At 67.0% G+C, this 18,081-nt stretch carries 22 protein-coding genes and 1 riboswitch; of the genes, 11 read left to right on the forward strand and 11 right to left on the reverse strand.

Features of this window, described 5'->3' with window-relative positions; genetic code table 11:
* Nucleotides 1–33 precede the first annotated feature (33 nt).
* The gene (locus B0T44_RS14660; RefSeq protein ID WP_081512149.1) at nucleotides 34–1,116 is read left to right on the forward strand and encodes an Rv2629 family ribosome hibernation factor; all 1,083 of its coding nucleotides are present in this window, start codon (nucleotides 34–36) and stop codon (nucleotides 1,114–1,116) included.
* A 33-nt stretch (nucleotides 1,117–1,149) separates the two neighbouring features.
* Complete coding sequence (locus B0T44_RS14665) at nucleotides 1,150–1,338, forward strand: hypothetical protein (RefSeq protein WP_077114880.1); 189 nt, start codon at nucleotides 1,150–1,152, stop codon at nucleotides 1,336–1,338.
* Here B0T44_RS14665 and B0T44_RS14670 read toward each other — a convergent pair.
* The 3 genes from B0T44_RS14670 to B0T44_RS14680 are packed head-to-tail and all read right to left on the reverse strand — an operon-like array spanning nucleotide 1,321 to nucleotide 5,338.
* Nucleotides 1,321–2,412 (reverse strand): NAD-dependent epimerase/dehydratase family protein, encoded by a 1,092-nt coding sequence (locus B0T44_RS14670; RefSeq protein ID WP_077114881.1) that lies wholly within the window; start codon nucleotides 2,410–2,412, stop codon nucleotides 1,321–1,323. The two genes, B0T44_RS14665 and B0T44_RS14670, sit on opposite strands and share 18 nt — an antisense overlap.
* Nucleotides 2,412–2,891 carry a hypothetical protein gene (locus B0T44_RS14675; protein ID WP_077114882.1) on the reverse strand — a complete coding sequence of 160 codons (480 nt, stop codon included), beginning with the start codon at nucleotides 2,889–2,891 and terminating at the stop codon, nucleotides 2,412–2,414. Before B0T44_RS14675 ends, B0T44_RS14670 begins: the two co-directional genes overlap by 1 nt.
* The gene (locus tag B0T44_RS14680) at nucleotides 2,888–5,338 is read right to left on the reverse strand and encodes a molybdopterin oxidoreductase family protein (protein ID WP_077114883.1); all 2,451 of its coding nucleotides are present in this window, start codon (nucleotides 5,336–5,338) and stop codon (nucleotides 2,888–2,890) included. The genes B0T44_RS14675 and B0T44_RS14680 overlap by 4 nt, the downstream gene beginning before the upstream one ends.
* 145 nt (nucleotides 5,339–5,483) lie before the next feature.
* Between B0T44_RS14680 and B0T44_RS14685 the strand changes: the two genes are divergently transcribed.
* The 6 genes from B0T44_RS14685 to B0T44_RS14710 all read left to right on the forward strand — a co-directional run bounded on the left by B0T44_RS14685 (nucleotide 5,484) and on the right by B0T44_RS14710 (nucleotide 9,278).
* Nucleotides 5,484–5,720, forward strand: coding sequence for a hypothetical protein (locus B0T44_RS14685; RefSeq protein WP_077114884.1), 237 nt, complete (start codon nucleotides 5,484–5,486; stop codon nucleotides 5,718–5,720).
* Between the two features lie 6 nt (nucleotides 5,721–5,726).
* A complete protein-coding gene (locus B0T44_RS14690) occupies nucleotides 5,727–5,960 on the forward strand; it encodes a metallothionein (protein WP_077114885.1) in 234 nt (77 codons plus the stop codon).
* A 153-nt stretch (nucleotides 5,961–6,113) separates the two neighbouring features.
* The gene (locus B0T44_RS14695; protein ID WP_254854135.1) at nucleotides 6,114–6,719 is read left to right on the forward strand and encodes a DUF4178 domain-containing protein; all 606 of its coding nucleotides are present in this window, start codon (nucleotides 6,114–6,116) and stop codon (nucleotides 6,717–6,719) included.
* 55 nt (nucleotides 6,720–6,774) lie between these two features.
* Nucleotides 6,775–7,212: a DUF4247 domain-containing protein gene (locus B0T44_RS14700; protein WP_077114887.1), complete on the forward strand. Its 438-nt coding sequence runs from the start codon at nucleotides 6,775–6,777 to the stop codon at nucleotides 7,210–7,212.
* A 48-nt stretch (nucleotides 7,213–7,260) separates the two neighbouring features.
* Nucleotides 7,261–7,686 carry a DUF350 domain-containing protein gene (locus B0T44_RS14705; RefSeq protein ID WP_077114888.1) on the forward strand — a complete coding sequence of 142 codons (426 nt, stop codon included), beginning with the start codon at nucleotides 7,261–7,263 and terminating at the stop codon, nucleotides 7,684–7,686.
* A complete protein-coding gene (locus tag B0T44_RS14710; RefSeq protein WP_077114889.1) occupies nucleotides 7,686–9,278 on the forward strand; it encodes a polyamine aminopropyltransferase in 1,593 nt (530 codons plus the stop codon). Before B0T44_RS14705 ends, B0T44_RS14710 begins: the two co-directional genes overlap by 1 nt.
* Nucleotides 9,279–9,285: 7 nt before the next feature.
* On the opposite strand, the gene B0T44_RS14715 is transcribed toward B0T44_RS14710, so the two are convergent.
* The 5 genes from B0T44_RS14715 to B0T44_RS14730 form a co-directional block, all read right to left on the reverse strand.
* A complete protein-coding gene (locus tag B0T44_RS14715) occupies nucleotides 9,286–10,746 on the reverse strand; it encodes an aminotransferase class I/II-fold pyridoxal phosphate-dependent enzyme (protein ID WP_077114890.1) in 1,461 nt (486 codons plus the stop codon).
* Nucleotides 10,747–10,959: 213 nt separating this feature from the next.
* Nucleotides 10,960–11,094: a hypothetical protein gene (locus B0T44_RS28040; protein ID WP_254893681.1), complete on the reverse strand. Its 135-nt coding sequence runs from the start codon at nucleotides 11,092–11,094 to the stop codon at nucleotides 10,960–10,962.
* A 143-nt stretch (nucleotides 11,095–11,237) separates the two neighbouring features.
* Nucleotides 11,238–11,768 (reverse strand): universal stress protein, encoded by a 531-nt coding sequence (locus B0T44_RS14720; RefSeq protein WP_077114891.1) that lies wholly within the window; start codon nucleotides 11,766–11,768, stop codon nucleotides 11,238–11,240.
* A 10-nt stretch (nucleotides 11,769–11,778) separates the two neighbouring features.
* On the reverse strand, nucleotides 11,779–12,144 hold the full coding sequence (gene crcB, locus B0T44_RS14725; protein ID WP_077114892.1) for a fluoride efflux transporter CrcB: 366 nt from the start codon (nucleotides 12,142–12,144) through the stop codon (nucleotides 11,779–11,781).
* Nucleotides 12,141–12,632 carry a fluoride efflux transporter FluC gene (locus tag B0T44_RS14730; RefSeq protein WP_077115138.1) on the reverse strand — a complete coding sequence of 164 codons (492 nt, stop codon included), beginning with the start codon at nucleotides 12,630–12,632 and terminating at the stop codon, nucleotides 12,141–12,143. The genes crcB and B0T44_RS14730 overlap by 4 nt, the downstream gene beginning before the upstream one ends.
* Before the next feature lie 20 nt (nucleotides 12,633–12,652).
* A riboswitch (Fluoride riboswitch) is annotated at nucleotides 12,653–12,739 on the reverse strand.
* A gap of 182 nt (nucleotides 12,740–12,921) precedes the next feature.
* On the opposite strand from B0T44_RS14730, the gene B0T44_RS14735 reads away from it, so the two are divergent.
* From B0T44_RS14735 to erm, 3 genes are all read left to right on the forward strand, one after another.
* Entirely contained in the window at nucleotides 12,922–13,284 is a 363-nt protein-coding gene (locus tag B0T44_RS14735; protein WP_245839180.1) for an ankyrin repeat domain-containing protein, read from the forward strand.
* Between the two features lie 421 nt (nucleotides 13,285–13,705).
* Nucleotides 13,706–14,845: a tetratricopeptide repeat protein gene (locus tag B0T44_RS14740; RefSeq protein ID WP_176219223.1), complete on the forward strand. Its 1,140-nt coding sequence runs from the start codon at nucleotides 13,706–13,708 to the stop codon at nucleotides 14,843–14,845.
* Between the two features lie 309 nt (nucleotides 14,846–15,154).
* Nucleotides 15,155–15,955 (forward strand): 23S ribosomal RNA methyltransferase Erm, encoded by an 801-nt coding sequence (gene erm / locus B0T44_RS14745; RefSeq protein WP_077114895.1) that lies wholly within the window; start codon nucleotides 15,155–15,157, stop codon nucleotides 15,953–15,955.
* 76 nt (nucleotides 15,956–16,031) lie between these two features.
* Here erm and thpD read toward each other — a convergent pair whose 3' ends face one another.
* The 3 genes from thpD to B0T44_RS14760 all read right to left on the reverse strand — a co-directional run.
* Nucleotides 16,032–16,859, reverse strand: a complete 828-nt coding sequence (thpD, locus tag B0T44_RS14750) for an ectoine hydroxylase (protein WP_077115139.1) — start codon at nucleotides 16,857–16,859, stop codon at nucleotides 16,032–16,034.
* Nucleotides 16,860–16,929: 70 nt separating this feature from the next.
* The gene (locus tag B0T44_RS14755) at nucleotides 16,930–17,322 is read right to left on the reverse strand and encodes an ectoine synthase (protein WP_077114896.1); all 393 of its coding nucleotides are present in this window, start codon (nucleotides 17,320–17,322) and stop codon (nucleotides 16,930–16,932) included.
* A gap of 13 nt (nucleotides 17,323–17,335) precedes the next feature.
* Nucleotides 17,336–18,081, reverse strand: a 746-nt coding sequence (locus tag B0T44_RS14760) for an aminotransferase class III-fold pyridoxal phosphate-dependent enzyme (protein WP_139795326.1), incomplete at its 5' end; no start/stop codon positions are given.

Raw genomic sequence — 18,081 nt, forward strand, 5'->3', positions numbered from 1 at the left:
GGTCGCGCCGGGTATCCGGCAGTCGTGAATGGCATGAGTATCCGAGAAATCGCGCAACGGCGAGGCCCGTTCGTCTCGCTGTATTTCGACGCCACCCACGACACCGAGGACGCCGCCAAACAACAGGAACTGCGCTGGCGCTCGATCCGGGAGCAGCTCATCGATCAGGGCGCGACGGAGCCGATGCTCGCCCTGCTCGACGACGCGGTGACCGGCAGCGCGCCCGAACCCGGGCGAGCGGGGCGCGCGCTGATCGCCGATGCCACCCAGATCCTCGTCGACCAGCGGCTTCCCCATCCGCCCGCCCGCGAAATCGTGCGGGTGTCTCCGCTGCCGTATCTGCTGCCGCTCATCGAGTACGAAACTCAGGAAGTGCCCCATGTGGTGGCGATGGTGGACCGAACGGGATCCGAACTGTACGGGGTCGACGACCACGGCGAGGTGGTCGGCGAAACCGTGGAAGGCGCCGAGCACCCGATCCACAAGGTCCGGCACGGCGGCGGCTGGTCGCATCGTTCGATGCAGCGGCGCGCCGAGGAAACCGCGCGCCGCAATATCGATGAGGTCGCCGAGGAGTTGACACGGCTGGCGCGCCGGATCGCAGCGCAGGTGATCGTCCTGGCCGGAGAGGTCGGCGCCCGCTCGGCCCTGCGCAAGGCGCTCGGCGCGGCGGAAGCGCGTATCGAGGAAGTCGAGGTCGGTGGACGCGCGGCAGGCACCGACAGCGGCGAACTGGACCACCGGGTGCACGACATCGTGGCCGAGGAGGCCAGGCGGCGCCGCGACGAGGTCGTGCAGCGGTTCGCCACCGAACGGGGCCGCGACGACGGGCTGGCCGTCACCGGGCTACCGGAGACGACATCGGCTCTGCTCGCGGCGAACGCCGACAGCCTGTTGATCAACTCCAGCGCGTTGGGTGACCGCACCGTACGTATCGCACCCGAACCGATCCAGGACCCGGCCGCCCCCTTCCCGGCGGCGGGAGCCGAGACCCGGGACTGCCGCGCCGACGAGGCGCTCCCGGTCGCCGCACTGGTCCGCGGCGGCACCATCCTGCCCGTCGACGACGAGTTGGCCACGGCGGACGGTGTGGGCGCCCTATTGCGCCACGGCTGACCGGCCGCGACGCGCGTAATACAGGAGGACGATATGGAGCGAGGAAGCAGCAAGCACGGACCCGCACGCGACGACGAACTGGCTCATGAACTGGAAGGCACGCTGCGGGGAAACCGGTCGAGCCGCGCCGAGGAGTGGCGCGACCCCGAACCACCCGCCGATGACGACGATCTGGTGAACGAACGGCAGGACAGGACCGAACTGTCAGGAGGAAAGGAGTAGTCCACCGGCGGTGTCGGCCTCCGATGGTTCTTGACTCTGGTGTGTCGGCGAACCCGGTCTGATCTTCGGCTGTTGCGGCGCCAGTGGTGCGCTGTGTCCCGGACTCGCCCGGCGCAGGCCCGAGGCGAGTTCGGCGCACACCGTTTCCGCGTCGTAAGACGGAGACCAGCCGAGCTCCCGGCGAGCCCGGGCGGTCTCCAGCAGGCAGGCGCGATCAGCGAGACCGAGCCAGCCGGGATGCAGGGGGTGCAGTCCGCTGCGCCACCCTGACCAGGCCGCGGGGCTCAGCCACCGCAGCGGAACAGGCAGCCAGAATCCGCCGAATTGCCGCGCAAGCGCTCGGGCGGGCAGCACTGGATCGGCAGCCAGGTTGAACGCGCCCGTCGCGCGCTCGCGCACGATGAGCCGGATGGCGGCCGCCACGTCGAAGCTGTGCACCAATTGCAGACGCAAGCCCGGCCACAGCGGGACGGGTGTCCAGCGTCGGCCGATGGCCGCGCGTGGCAGCACCGCTCCCAGGATCCAGTCGGCCACCTCTGCGCCCGCTGCCCCCTGCGCGATACCGCATGGGCGGATACGGCTGATCAGAGTCGTCGGGTGCTCGGCTTCGAACGCGTCGAGCCGTCGTTCCAGTTCCACCTTCTGGAGGCTGTAGGCGGATCCGGACACCCCGTTACGCGGATAGGTTTCGTCCACCATCTCCCAACGCCGGGCCGGGGTGTAGACCGCCGCCGAGGAAGCGCACACCAGGTGCGGTACCCGTGCCTGCGCGACCGCGCGCAGAACGTTCGAACTACCGCCCAGGTTGGTGCGCTGCATGGGTGGATCGTCGCGATGCGGGTGGACGGCCCACCCCAGATGGATCACGGCATCCGCGCCCGCGAACGCTTCGGGGAGCACGGTTTCGGCGGCGGCGGCGCCGATATCGCAGCTGATCCACTCGACACCCGCATACGGCAGAGCACGCGTATCCGGCTTGCGACGCGCGATCCCGGTGACCCGCCAGTCAGAGCCGACAGTGGCCAGCAACGCGGTTCCGAGGTTTCCGGTGGCCCCGGTGACGACGACCCGCATCAGGTGGCCAGGACCTGCGGGGACAGGATTTTCAGCATGGAGTTCGTCCAGTTCAGCTGGCGAACGGTCTGTGGGTGGCAGTGTTGCGCCAGTTCCAGCAGGTCCGGTTTTTTCACCGCCTGAGCACCCTGGCCGAGCAGTTCCCAATCCAGTGACACACCCGCGGTGACCCGGTGCAGATGCCGCAGGTCGAGCAGAAGCATCATGCTTGTTTCCGGCCGGGTGCGCAGCAGTTCGCTGAGCCGCTCCTGCAGCGGCGCGGTCCACGCCCGGGCGCGGTGCTCGCGGTGCAGCGCGATATCGAGCCGGTCGGCGACAGCCTCCAACTGCCGCAAATGATCGTGCGACCATCCCGCGAGGTCGTGGGCCACATGGTGGATTTCGTGGTCGGCGTGATGCCGCGCGGACACCGCCGACAGGTCACGGGCCAGCCGGTGTTCGGACCGGTGTAGTTCGCGGACGACCATATCCAGTTTCATCGTCTGCCTCCGGCGGTCGCAGCGGTGGTGGTGCTGGTGGCGGTACCGGCTTGCCCGCCGCTGGTCGCGACCACCGACCTGTCGCGTGGCGCGGACCCGGTGTTGGTCGGCGCGGCCGCGGGCCCATCCCCGGCCGCACACCGGCGCACCGAGGCGGCGGCGGTTTTGAAGATCGGTTGTTTGGACACCGGATCCCAGTCGGTGATGGTGATCTCGTTGGCGGCGCGATCGTGTCCGGGCCGGTCGGCATCCCAATATCCGTAGTGGAACGGCACGAACAACACCCCGGGCCGGATTCCGCTCACCCGGGCATGCGCGCGGATCGTGCCGCGCGGTGAGGCGATCTCGACCAGATCACCTTCGGCGATACCCAGCTCGTCGGCGTCGTCGCCGGAGATCTCCACCCACACCTTCGGAGCGGCATCACGCAGCTGCGGCACCCGGCCGGTTTTGGTGCGGGTGTGGAAGTGGTACAGGGTCCGGCCGGTGATGAGCGCGAACGGGAACTGCCCGCCGGGCTGTTCGTGCGGGGGCAGGTATTCGGCGGCTTTGATGATCGCTTTGGCCTCGGGGTTCAGTGCCCGGTATTGCTCCGGCGACAGCGGTGCGCCGGTGATCAGGTCTTTGCCGTAGGACTCGCAGTAGTCGGGCGCACTCCAGAACTTGCCGTCCGCGTATAGCCGCTCGGTGCCGCCGGGCGCGGTGTCATTGCACGGCCATTGGATGCCGGAGCCACCGCGCAGTGCGTCGTAAGTGATCCCGGTGTAATCGCATGGACGCCCGGCCGAACACTGTTTCCACGCCTCGAACGCCGATTCCGGGTCGTGCCAGGACGGTAGCGGGTCACCGTTTTTGTCGCGGAAATCCATCCGCCGCGCGTAATCGAGCAGGATGTCGAGGTCCGGCCTGGCCTTCCCCGGCGGCTCCACTGCTTTCTCCGACAGATGCACCGTTCGGTCGGCGTTGGTGAAGGTGCCGGTTTTCTCGCCCCACGCCGCCGCGGGCAGCACCACATCGGCTAGTTCCGTGGTTTCGGTGCGGAAGATGTCCTGCACCACCAGCAGCAGCCGATCCTGGGCGAGGACCTTGCGTATCCGGTCCAGGTCGGGCAGCGATACTGCCGGGTTGGTCGCGCTGACCCACAGCATCCGCAGCGAGCCCTGTTCGGCGTACCGGATCATCTGCATGGCGTGCGTGGGCGGGCCGTAATGCGGGATCTGGTGATGGTCGAGCCTCCACAGCCGAGCGAGGTCTTCGATGTGGTGATCGTTGAACCAGTTGCGGAAACCGGGCAGATCGCCGTCGGCGCCGCATTCGCGGGTGTTCTCCGCGGTGGGCTGCCCGTTCATCTGCAACACACCGCAGCCGGGGCGGCCGAGCATGCCACGCACCAGATGCACATTATTGACCTGCACGGAGGCCGCCGTTGCCTGATGGGACTGGTAGAAGCCCTGTAAGACGGTCGACAACAGCCGCTCCGCGGTACCGAGCAGCCGCGCCGCGGTGCGGATGTCCTCGGCGGGCACATCGCAGATCTGGGCGGCGACATTCGCCGGGTATTCGGCGACGCGGGCGCGTAGTTCGTCGAATCCCACGGTGTGCGCGGCGATGTAGTCGTGATCGACCCAGCCGTTGGCGATGATCTCGTGCAGCAGCCCGTTCATCAAAGCCACGTTCGTGCCCGGCAGTGGGCGCAGGTGCACGGTGGCGCGTTCGGCGACCGGGGTGCGCCGCGGGTCGACACAGATGATCGCGGGCGGTCGCGCGCCCGCCAGCCGATCGAGCATCCGCGACCACAGCACCGTCTGCGTTTCGGCCACATTGTGGCCGAACAGCGCGATCACATCGGCGTGGTCGACATCGGTGTAGGAGCCGGGCTGGCCGTCGCAACCGAACGACTCCTTCAACGCCGCAGCCGCCGTGGCGGTACACAACCTGGTATTGCCGTCGACATGGTTGGTGCCGATGGCACCGTGGGCGATGAGGCCGAGCGTGTAGTACTCCTCCAGGAACAATTGCCCGGAGGTGTAGAAACCGATCGCCGAGGGCCCCTGTTCGGCAAGCAGTTCCTTGCTGCGGCGCACCACCCGCTCCATTGCGGTGTCCCAGTCGGTTTCCACCAGCTCGCCGTTCTTGCGGATCAACGGCGTGGTCAACCGGTCCGGTGCGGCGTTCGCCTGCCAGCCGAACAGGTCTTTGGGGCCGAGCCGCCCCCGGTTGACCCGATCGATACCGCGTCCCCGCACGCCGACCATCCTCCCGTCGCGCACCGCGATATCGAAGGCGTCGCCGTCGGAATGCAGCACCGACGCCGATTGCACCCAGCGCACCGTCTCCGGCTCCACACCGTCGACCAGGTAGGTGTCCACCCGTTCCGGCCAGGGCATACCCGGCTCGTACGGCGTCCGCGCTCCCCATGGTTCGGCTATCCGATCTCGGCTCTCCATAGCGGGCGCGTACCCAGCCGGGTGTGGTTCAACAAGTCGCTGCACAGACGGCGAATAACGGGCTTCGGCCGTGTTTGCCGTATCGGTCGTCGGGTAGAGCCGTCGATGACGGTGTTCAGCAACCCTCGACAGGAGGTACAACACGATGGGCGGTCAAGGTCAACAGGAAACCGGTCACGTCACGGGGACCAAGGACAAGGATTACAACCTCATCTGGTTCGCTGAAGCGTCGATGAGCAACGCGCTGCGGATGGAGGTCTACTGCCAGGACGCCGAACGCGCGGGCGATACCGAGCTCGCAGAATTCTTCCGCCGGGCCCAGGGCGAGAGCCGCAAGGGTGCCGAGCAGGCGAAGGCTCTACTCGCCAAGCGTCTGGGCTGATCGACCATGGCTGTCTGTGATACCTGCGGCAACGATTACGACAAGTCGTTCACGATCACGCAGAACGGCCGGTCGTCGACGTTCGACAGCTTCGAATGCGCTGTCAACGCTATGGCGCCCACGTGCGCGCACTGCGCCTGCCGAGTGCTCGGTCACGGCGTCGAAGCGAACGGCAGCATGTTCTGCTGTGCGCACTGCGCACGTGCGGCGGGTTACGCGGCGGTCGTAGACCGGGTGTAACCCTCAACCGGTGCGGAAACCGGCGCGGGACGGTGGGAGTAGACCCCTGCCGTCCCGCAACCATGCCCGGCCCCCGGCCCGATGGCCCACCCCTGCCCAGGATGGTAGGGTCCCGTTGGCTCGGACCTGGGAGGGGTTGTCATCACCGCACTGTTGATCATCATCGTTACCGTTGCGGTCGTCATCGTCTGCGCCGCAGCGTTTCTGATGTACCGGCGCCTCGCGGCCTCCCGCACACGCACCGTATCGTCGTCCGCCCCGGCCGATCCGTTCGCCGACACCGACTCCGACGCCATCCGAGGTAACCCGCGTACCCTGACCGCGGGCGATCTGGTCGATATCTTCGGGGTCACCTACACCGTGCGCGGCCGCCTTCGCCTCAGCGAAGGCGGCTACGACTGGAGTGAACACCTCCTCGACACCGGCGACGACGAGCAGGCCTGGCTGTCGGTCGAAGAAGACCCCGACCTGGAGCTGGTGCTCTGGAAACCTGCCGCTGACGCGCCTGAGCCCGGCGGGCCCGAACTCCGCTACGACCAGCAGGTGTTCCGCAGACAAGAGTCCGGCACCGCGCGATATCGCAGCGAAGCAACCACCGGCCTGTCCGCCCACGGCACGGTGACCTATCACGACTACAGCACCGCCGACGACACCCGCCTGTCGTTCGAGGACTACGGCGGCACCGGCCGCTACGAAGCCGCCCTCGGCCAGGTGCTCAACCGCAGCGCGCTCATGATCTACCCGCGTCAGCAGCCCTGATGACCGAACTCGGTTCCCCCGCAAGCAACAGCACTACCGCGAACGGAGTTCGGATATGAGCCGCCGCTTCATCTGGGTGGCCGTGGCCGTCGGCACGGTCGTCGCCGCCGTCATCGCGGCGATCGTGATCTTCACGCGGTCGGGATACGACGAGCCCGACGATTTCATCGCCGACACCTACACCCGCGCACCCAGCCTCGATCAGCCGAACAACGGCCGAGCCTACACAGCGACCCGCGTTCCGAAGGCTGTCGCCGACGAGATCACCGCCGCGGTGGCCGCACTGGACCGGCGCACCACCGGCAACCTGATCTACCTGCAGTATCGCGAGCACATCATTGCGATCAGTCCGCACTCCGGCGGCACGAAGATCCTCGTCGACGACTACCGCACCGGGCATCGCCGCCACCGGCACCACACCAGTGCGTTCGGGTGGGCGGCAGGCAGCCCGGGCGACGATTTCCGCGGCGGCGGCAGCAGTGACGGCAAATAGGCGAACCCATCCACGCATCCCAACGGACTCGGCACAGGAGAAGAACACATGCTCGAAGACCTCCCCTCGGAAGCGGGCGCCGCACTCGCCTACTCCGGGGTCGGCATCGCGTTGATGGCGCTCGGTTTCGTCCTCGTCGACATCCTCACCCCGGGCAACCTGCGCAGGCAGATCTGGGTGGAACGCAACCGCAACGCTGCACTGCTGGTGGCGGCGAACCTGCTCGGCGTCGGCATCATCGTCGCCACCGCCATCTGGACCGCCGAAGGCGCGATCGGCAAGGCGCTGGTCACCAGCGCCGTGTACGGAGTGATCGGCCTGGCGGCGATGGCGGTGGCGTTCCTGCTGCTGGATCTGGCCACCCCCGGTGAGTTCCGCGGCGTCGTCTCGGACACCGAACTGCATCCGGGCGTCTGGGTGAACGCAGCACTGCATATCGCGGTCGCCGCCGTCGTGGCGGCCGGCTTGTCCTAGTGACCGCGACGGCGGAACCGGAAACCACCGGCCCCAGCCCGGGCGACACTCGTGCCGCACCCCCGGCCCGGGCGCGCTTCGCCCGGTTGGGCCTGCTGGTCACGGTTTTCGTCTGCGCGGCCTGCGGGCTGGTCTACGAGCTGTCCCTGGTCACCCTCGGCAGCTACCTGATCGGCGACACCGCAGCACAGGCGTCCATCACCTTGAGTGTGATGGTGTGCGCGATGGGGCTCGGGGCGCTGGCTGCAAAACCGTTGCGCCGCTATGCTGCCGCCGCGTTCGCCGCGGTCGAACTGGCGCTGGCCACCATCGGCGGACTGTCGGTGCTCGCGCTGTACGCCGCCTACGCCTGGCTGGATCTGTACACCGTGTCGCTTGTCGCCGCCTCCAGTGTGATCGGTGTCCTGGTCGGTGCGGAGATCCCGCTGTTGATGGAACTGCTGCAGCGGATCCGGCGACAGGAGGCAGGCAGTGCGGTCGCCGATCTGTTCGCCGCCGATTATGTCGGCGCGCTGCTCGGTGGCCTGGCGTTTCCGTTCCTGTTGCTTCCGGTGTTCGGGCAGATCCGGGGCAGCCTCATCGTGGGTGTGGTCAACGCGTTCGCCGGGCTGATCCTGGTGTTCGTCTGGTTCCGTGCCGATCTGAGCAGGCTGCTGCGCTGGCTGCTCGGTGCCGCGGCGCTGCTCGTGTCCGCCGTGCTGGTCGGCAGCTACCTGTACGCGGATCGGTTCGAAGCGACCGCGCAGCAGGCGTTGTTCGCGTACCCGATCGTGTGGCGTGAACAATCCGAATACCAGCAGATCGTGCTCACCGAATCGCTGTCGCCGTTCGGGCAGACCGATACCCGGCTCTTCCTCAACGGTGACCTGCAGTTCTCCTCGGTGGACGAATACCGCTACCACGAAGCGCTGGTGCATCCCGCGCTCGCCGGACCCCGCCGCGATGTCCTCGTCATCGGCGGCGGTGACGGCCTGGCGTTACGGGAGATCCTGCGCTACCCCGACGTCGCCGCGGTCACTCTGGTCGAACTCGACCCGCAGATGATCCGGCTCGCCCGCACCGATCCGCGGCTGACCACGTTGAACGAGCACGCTTTCGCCGATCCCCGGGTGCAGGTGATCACCACCGACGCGTTCGCCTGGCTGCGCACGGTCCGCGTCGATTTCGATGCGGTGATCGTCGATCTGCCCGACCCCGACCAGACCTCGATCGCCAAGCTGTACTCCACCGAGTTCTATTCGATGGCCGCCGGTGTGCTCGCTCCTGGCGGCACCATGGTCGTGCAGGCCGGGTCGCCGTTCTTCGCGCAACGCTCGTTCTGGTGCATCACCAGTACCGTCCGATCCGCCGGGTTGCACGTCCTGCCCTATCACGTGGACGTCCCCAGCTTCGGTGACTGGGGTTTCGTACTGGCCACCCACGAAGCAGAACCGCGACTCGCGGTGGATCCGCCTGCGCCGTTGCATTCACTGGACCACTCCAGTCTGGCCGCGGCCGCGGTATTTCCGCCGGACCGCCGCGACACCGGCGAACGCGCCTCCACGCTGATGCATCCGGTGATTCTGGATCTGCAGCGAAACGAGTGGCGTTAGCCTTCCTTCAGCGGGCCACCACCCGAATGGTGCGCAGCTGCGGATCGGCGGCGTCGGGAACGTTCATCCCGGCCGCCACCCCGGAAGTCAGATATTCGACGACCGCCTCGTTGATCTGCTCGCCGGGCAGCACCACCGGGATACCGGGCGGGTACGGGGTGAGCTGTTCGGCGGAGATCCGCCCGACCGACTCGGCCGCAGGCACCGCCTGAACTGGCCCGAAGAACGCGTCGCGGGGCAGCATTTTCGTCTCGAGCTGGATTTCACCGGGCGACGGCAGCCGGATCGGATGCGGGGCAGGCTCGGTGATCTGGTCACGCCAAGCGGCGACAGCGTCGACGAGCGCGTCCACGGTGTCATCGTCGTCGGCGACCGAGATCGTGGCCAGGATCCGACGGTGATCGCTGTGCCCGAGATCGATACGGCGGTGTTCGCGCAGCCAATCCGCGGCCTGGTATCCGCTGGCGCCCGTGCTCGAGACGTCCATGAGCACCTGCAGCCGGTCCAGATCGTAGGAGGCTTGGACACCGAGCAGTTCATCGGTCAGGATTTTCACGCCGTCGATCTCGGCCAGGCCGGCACGGGCGCGGTCGGCCAGCCGCAGCGCGGCCTCCAGCAGTTCGTGCCCGTGCTGAGCCATCTGTCTGCGCCAACCGTCCAGCGCCGCATAGACCAGCACGTTCGGGCTGGTGGTCATCAACAGGTCCGCGCAGGCGCTCAACCGCACCGGATCGACCAGATCACCCTGCAGATGAAACACCGACCCCTGTTCGAAACCGGTACCCATCTTGTGCACGCTCACCACACACACATCAGCGCCCACATCCATCGCCCACGTCGGCAGATCCGGGTGGAACGGTAGATGCGCACCCCACGCTTCGTCCACGATCAACGGTTTGCCCCGTTCGTGACAGACCTCCGCGATACCGGCCAGATCGGCGCAGGTGCCGTACGGGCTCGGGCTCACGATGAGCGCGCCCGCGGCATCCGGGTACTTCTCCCAGGTTTCGCGCACCTGCTCCGGCGACGGCGGATGCGAAATATGATGCTCCTCGTCCCACCGCGGCGTGATCCAGCGCGGCACCAGCCCGGAGAACACCAGACCCGCCACGATCGACTTGTGGCTGTCGCGTGCCACCAGCAGACCGCTGTCACAACCTCCAGCAACCGCCAGCATCGCTGCTTTGACCGACAGCGAACTGCCGCAGGTGGAGAAGAACGCGGTGTCGGCGCCGACAGTGTCGGCCATCAACGCTTCCGCCTCCCCCAGATAGCCGCCGCGCGACAGCCGATCGTCGAGTCCTGGCGCGGCCAGCACATCGGACCGGAAGGCATCGGCTCCGATGACTTCCATCACCCGCTTGTCCACACCGCGTCCCTGTCGGTGCCCGGGCGGGGTGAACCCGTACCTGCCCAGCCGGTGATAGTCGGCCAGCGCATCCACCAGTGGTGCTCGTGCATGGTCCATAGCCGGGTTCTACCCGTTTTCGGCCCGGGCATGTTCTGCTCGGTCACGCAGACCTTCATCGAGTCGGTGCTGGATCAGGTCGAGCAGCATGCGCGGGAGCTGGGCTCGGCCTTCGGAATCGGCGCACAGCCAGCGCAGGTGCATCGCGCAGAATCCACCAGCCCGAATGAGCTCATCTCGATATTCGGGCTCGGTGTGAGTTCGAAGCACATATCAGGTGTGCCAGTTGCGGTCGGCGATATCGGCGGCGCGGCAGACCGGGCAACCGGGTTCGGTGGGATCGTGCAGAAGCGCGGTGTGGTCTTTGCCGTGTTGTTCGCCGCGGACCTGCTGGTTTTCCAACAACATGGAGGCCTCCTTCGCGGGTCAGACGCGGGTGAGGCGGCGGTGGGTGAGGTGAGCCGCGCCTCCGGCCCCCACCTGCTCACTGCCGTCGGCGGGCTCGGAGGTGAGGGTCGAACTCGAGGATCGAAACGGTGCGCGGGCTCGGTTCACTGTGTTCTGGGCTCGGGGACCAGCAGCACGGGACGGTGGGCGTGATGGACCAGGGTCGTCGATACCGATTCCCCGAGCAGGCGCTGCAGGAGTGAAACGAGCCCGCCGCGGGAGGTACCGATAATGATCATCTCGGCATTGTGGGTGTCGGCGAGCCCGGCAAGAAGCTGCGCCGGTCGCCCGAGACGGCTGTAGTAGGCCCAGGGACCGGGTGCGTGTTCCAGGACGGTGCACGCATCGTGGCGTTCCTGTTCGACGGCGCCGGTGACGGCTTGTTCCCAGTCGGCGGCGTCGGGGTCGATCGGTAGGTCGTCGGTGTCGATGATGTGGGCGACATGCAGGAAGCCGCCGAGGCGGCCCGCGAGGTCGATGGCGTAGGTCAATGCGGAGCGGCTGGCGGGGTGGCGGTCGTAGCCGACGACCAGATGGCAGCGGGCCGCGGTCGGGTCGGTGGGTCCATCGATCCGGTGCAGTGCTCGCCAGTCCTCGGTGCGGGCCGGGCCGTGAGGGCCGGTGGTGTCGGTCATCGCTGTCTCCTCACAACGCGGTCAGCGCCAGACCTGCAGCGCCGGCGGCAATGGTGGTCAGCAGGCTGCCGAACGTGTTGGCGGCCGCGGTGTAGTAGTGCTGGTTCTGGATCAGGCGCACCGTTTCGAAACTGGCAGTGCTGAAGGTCGTGTATCCGCCGCAGAATCCGATACCGAGGATCACCTCTAGATCGTGGGTGACGTCGTGGAACAGCACTAGTCCGGTGACGATGCCGAGTATCAGGGATCCGGTCACATTGATCACAAAGGTCGCCCACGGAAACCGGGCAGCCCGGCGGTGTTTGATCGCTCCGTCAAGGGTGAACCGGGCCATCGCCCCGGCGCTGCCTGCGAGCGCCACCCACACCGCTGTCACGCCAACGGCTCCGACCGGCGCGATCGCACTCGGGCGGCCACCGCAATACCTGTGGCGGTGGCCACCAGACCGGCCACGACCGTGCCGGTCGCGTAGCCCGCGGCGACTGACCAATGGTGACCGCGGAGCAGTAGGTCGGTGTCCACGGCCAAGGTGCTGTAGGTGGTGAACGCCCCAAGCGCTCCGGTGCCCACCCCCAAGCGCACATATCGGCGCCAGTCGGTGTCGGGACCGAGCCGGGTCAAGCCCTCCAGCAGTATGCCCAGCAGGAAGGCGCCGGTGATGTTGATGGCGAATGTGGCAGCCGGGAACGCACCGCTGGTGTGCGGGAACCATACGCCCAACTGGTAGCGCAACGGAGCACCGAGCAATCCGCCGGCCCCGACCAACGCGATGGATTTCACCCGCTTGTGCGGCGGGATGCAAACCGCCGACGAAGTGTGGGGATCGGTAGCCACTCTCGAACCGGGTTCCGGGCGAATCGGCATCTGCACAGACTCCTTCCACTGACGAGAAAGGAACCATCAGCCCCGGCAGCGAGGCGGTTCAGACACCACCTGGGGTGCCTTGGCGGAGATCCATCGCCGACGACAAGCATAACCACCACCTGCGACTACCCTGCATCCGTGGCATGGTGACCGAGTCGGGCGGTGCGGGCCATGAGCTAGAGCTCGGCTCTCGTATTCATCCGTGCGATATCCGGGTGGTAGGAATGGGATTGTGAACGCCGACCATGCAGCCGATTCCTCCGATGGTCGTGATGGCGTCGATCCGGACCTGGTCGAACTAGCCACGACCCTGTTCGGCTTCGCCCGTCGCGGCGAAGCCGAAACGCTGGCCGCCTACCTGGACGCGGGCGCCCCGGTGAACCTCACCAACGACCGTGGCGACACCCTGCTGATGCTCGCTGCCTACCACGGCCACCGCGAGGCCGTCGGCACCCTGCTGGCCCATGGGGCCGACCCCGATCGCGCGAACGACAAAGGCCAGACCCCGCTCGCGGGGGTGGTCTTCAAGGGCGAAACCGCTATCGTCCGCGATCTTCTCGCAGCGGGCGCGGACCCGGATGCCGGGACCCCCTCCGCGCGGGATGCGGCACGAATGTTCGGCAAAGCCGAACTCCTCGAGCTGTTCGGCTGAGGTTTCCGCCCGGATCGGGCACAACCGTATCCGGAAGCGGTGACGCAGAACCGTTGCTCCCGGTGAACGGGCTTGCGCTGCAAAAGGTTACGATGCCTATCCAGTGGTAGATGGACAAACGCATCATCGTGTACCGCGGTCGTCGCCGCACCGGGTTCGCCAGGGCGATGTCAGGTCGGTTTCCACGCGAAACACTCTGTCGGGACAACTCAATATTCGCGTCCGCGGGTAGTACGGTATAGCCGCGTGCAGCGCGGGCAGTGTGTCGAGCATCGGTGGGAAGGCGGGGCAAGACATGAACGGGCCGGTTTCGCCCTGGGCTGTTGACATGCCGTCGGCCGCAAACTCGGGCCGGCCGCCATTGGCCACTCGCTACCGCAGCGCCGACCCGATCGACTGGCAGGGCAGCAAGGTGTACCCGATGTACACCGAGCAACTGTCGTCTTCTTCCTCCGCGCTCACCTTGTCTCTGCTGTCGGCTGCCCCGCCCTCCGGGGTGCGCGCCGTCGGTATGGGACTGTCCATGGTGGACGGTTTCATCGGTCTCGATAGCAAACGCCTGACCGGCGTGGATGTCTGGCGAGAAGCACTCGAAGCCGGTATCACCTTCGAGCTCTCGGCCACGGTGCGCGGCGCATTGTTCAGCCTCACCCCGGTCTGGCGGGATGACGACGGCGAGCCGCGTTCCTGGTCGGGTAACTACGGCATCATGGTGGAACAGGCCCGCGACGGCCGGACCGTGCTGCACTGCAGCATGGGTGAGGGCCCACCGAATTTCGCCGACCTCGTGGTCGAGGTCCGCGCCACACCCACCGATGCGCCGACCATGCCGCAGCCCGAACTGTCCGCGCATATCACCCCGACCATCTCCGTACCGTTGACCGCCCCCACATCAGGCACGTCACCCGACGCCGATACCACTGCCGAAACCTCGCCGCCGCCATGGTCTCTCGCCGCGATATCGAAAGCCACCTCCGCTGCTCCGCGCAGCCCGGCCTTCCCCGTCGGCGGCCACTCTCGCGCGTCCGCACGCCGAGCACGGCTTGCCGCCCCTTCGCAGGTGTCCGATACATCTCCCGCGTCCGGGGCGCAGGTCGACTGTACGACGGTACCGCCGCATCTGGTCGTCGCCGCCGACGTGAACGTATCCACCATCGGTGACACCGCACCGTTGGGCCCCGTCGACGCCGCACCACGCCGGGATCACGGCTACCGGGGAGCGCTCTACGACCTGGGTGTGGCGATGTACAGCCGGGGTGAGGAGCAGCAGGCATACGGGTTGTGGATGCAGGCCGCCGCGGCGGGTCATGCCGAAGCCGCCTACGAACTGGGCGTGGTGTATTTCCGGCGCGGTGACCTCGCCGAAGCGGAACGCTGGTGGCGTACCGCCGCCCACCGGCGGGTGATCCGGGCCATGGCGGGTCTGGCCGAACTACTGGACCGCCGCGGCGACCACACCCAGGCCCGGTTGTGGCGCACGCAGGCCGCTACCGAGCACGCGGTCGCGGCCATGGACCGGGAAGCCGCCGAGCACACCGCAGACCTCGACCCCACTCGATAGCGCCGAAATTCGTTCGACACGGCCGCTCCCGCGTCCTACCGTCAATCCCATGGGAAATTTGGGCTCCAACGGAGCGTGCGCGGTCGGCGCGTACTTCATCCGTCTGCGCACGGCAGCCTGGACTCTGCCGGTGCACGCTCCCCGATAATCCGATCCGGCCACGCCTCACACGCGGCCGGTCCGATCCAGCTCAGCTGAGCGATAACCACGCCGGCGGCCGCCGAACCTCGGCCGCCGTCTCGTTGTGCCCTGGCATGGGTCCGGGCGAATCACGACGTCCTGATTCGACCGCTCCGCTCGGAGGACCCCATGTCCCGCAACCGTTCGCAGTCACGCGCCCGCGTATCCGGCGCCCGCAGACGGCTGTCCCAGAATTTCCTGACCGATCCGGCCACTGCCCGGATGATCGTGCGCGCCTCCGGTGTCACCGCCGATGATCTGGTGCTCGAAATCGGCCCCGGCGACGGGATGCTGACCGGTCGGCTGATCGGTGCAGCAGGCCGCGTCCTCGCCTACGAGAAGGATCCCCGCTACGCACGGCGGCTCGCAGTGCGCTATGCCGGCGATACCCGGGTTCGGGTCGTGCACAGCGATTTCCGTGCCATTACCGCACCCGGTGAGCCGTTCGCGGTGGTGTCCAATGTCCCGTTCGCCAGCACCACCGATATTGTGCGCTGGTGCCTGGCGGCCCCGCGGCTCACCTCGGCGACATTGCTCACCCAGCTCGAATTCGCGCGCAAACACTCCGGTGCCTACGGCCGCTGGACCAAACTCACCGTCACCCATTGGCCTGCGGTGGCGATCACCATGGGCCCGCGTATCGACCGCGCCGAGTTCTTCCCGGTGCCCCGGGTCGACGGTGGGCTGCTGCATATCGTGCGCCGCGACCAGCCGCTGCTCGATGGCCGGGCACACGCCGACTATCGGCAGATGGTGGAACTCGGGTTCTCCGGTGTCGGCGGCTCGCTGGCCGCCTCGCTACGGCGAGCCCATTCCGCGAAGGCGGTGCGGGCGGCGTGTGCGACGGCAGGTGTCCGGGTCGACCAACCGGTGGGATCGGTTGCCCCGGACCGCTGGATCAGCCTGTACCGGCAGCTGCGGGGCAGCTGATAGGGGCCGGTAACGCGAAACGGCGGTGGGAGCGAGTCGTACTCGTCCCACCGCCGTTACGGCGCACACTGCCGGGTTACTGCACCGGCGTGAAATCGCGGCTAGCAACGTAGGTCGGGCGCCGCGCCGGGGCGGCGAACGGCTCCACCAGGGGGTTCTCCACGCTGTTGAACACCAGGAAGATGTTCGAACGCGGGAACGGGGTGATGTTGTTCGTCGACCCGTGCATGATATTCGAATCGAACAGCAGCGCCGACCCGGCGGGTCCGGTGAACTGCTCGATTCCGTACTTATCGGCCAGCTCGGTGATATCGGCCTGGGTGGGCACCCCGATTTCCTGCTTGCGCAGCGATTCCCGGTAGTGCTCCTCGGGCGTGGCACCCTGACACGGCACGAAGGTGCGGTGCGAGCCCGGCATCACCATCAGGCTGCCGTTGAAGGCGTAGTTGTCGGTCAGCGCGATCGACAGACTCACCGCACGCGGGCTCGGCATACCGTCTTCGGCGTGCCAGGTCTCGAAATCGGAATGCCAGTAGAAACCGGTACCACCGAAACCGGGCAGGTAGTTCACCCGGCTCTGATGGATGTAGACATCGGAGCCGAGGACCTGGCGGGCCAGGTCCACCACCCGGGATTCGCGCACCAGCTCGCCCACCGCGGGGCTGAGCTGATGCACCTCGAATACCGACCGCACCTGGTCGGAGGACTTCTCCACGATCAGCCGATCATCGCCGCGCAAATCCGGATCGGATGCGAGACGGTCGATCTCAGCGGAGAAGGCCGCTACCTCATCGGGTTGGAGCAGCCGGTCGATAATCGCGTACCCGTCGGTATCGAATGCGGCCAACTCCGCGTTGTCGATCCGACCCCAGACCGTCGCGTCTTGCCGCTCCTGATGCGGCATCTTGTCCGCGGTGCGGGTCGGATAGCGATCGATCCGATTGTCAGCCAACGTGCTTCAGTCCTTCCTCTTATCAGTTGGGCACGGCGACGAGCGGGTAGACCCCGTTCTCGTCGTGTACCTCCTGTCCAGTGACCGGAGGATTGAACACACACAGCATCCGCAACCGTGTGTGTGCCTCGACTTGGTGGCGCTCATGGCCGTTGAGGAGGTACATCGTGCCCGGCGCCAAGTCGTAGACCTGATCGTTGTCCAGGTCGGTCAGCTTGCCCTCGCCCTCGACCAGCCACACTGCCTCCACATGGTTGAGGTAGTGGAAGACGTGCGTGGTGCCCGCCTCGATGGTGGTCTCGTGGAAGGAAAAGCCGACTCGGTCACCGCCGAGCACGATGCGCTTGCTACGCCAGCCCGTACCCGCCACATCACGCTCGGTACCGGTGATTTCCTCAGTGGTTCGCACAATCATATTGATGCCCCTATCAGCCGCAGACCGTGTCGACAGCGCCGGTCAGGATCTGCAGTCCGTGGTCGAGTTCGTCATCGGTAATCGTCAGTGGCGGCAACAGTTTCACCACTTCGTCGGACGCGCCCGAAGTCTCGGTCAGCAGCCCGCGCTCGAACGCGACCTGACACACTTTACCCGCCTGAGAGGCGTCTTCGAAGACCAGACCGTGCACCATTCCGCGTCCGCGAGTCGACAGGCCAGGGTTGGCATCGGCCACCTGCTGCAGCGCGTCGACGATCTTCCCGCTCTTGGCCGCAGTCGAATTCTCCAGCGAGTCATCCGACCAGTAGTGTTCCAGCGCCACCCGCGCAGTCACGAACGCCGGGTTGTTACCGCGGAAGGTGCCGTTGTGCTCGCCGGGAGCCCACACGTCGTGCTCCCGCTTGAACAGCACCAGCGCCATCGGCAGGCCGTAGCCGCCGATCGACTTGGACAGGGTGACGATATCGGGGGTGATCCCGGCCAGCTCGAACGAGAAGAACGGGCCGGTGCGGCCGCAGCCCATCTGCACATCGTCGACGATGAGCAGGATGTCGCGTTCGGAGCACAGCTTGGACAGATGACGCAGCCACTCGGCCCGCGCGAGGTTCACTCCACCCTCGCCCTGCACGGTTTCGACGATGACCGCGGCGGGGCGGTCCACCCCGGAGGAGGTGTCGTCCAGGGTGCGCTCCATCCACTGGAAATCAGTGGTGGTGCCGTCGAAGTAGCCGTCGTAAG

It is taken from the genome of Nocardia donostiensis (assembly GCF_002081715.1).
GTDB classification, from domain to species: Bacteria; Actinomycetota; Actinomycetes; order Mycobacteriales; family Mycobacteriaceae; genus Nocardia; species Nocardia donostiensis.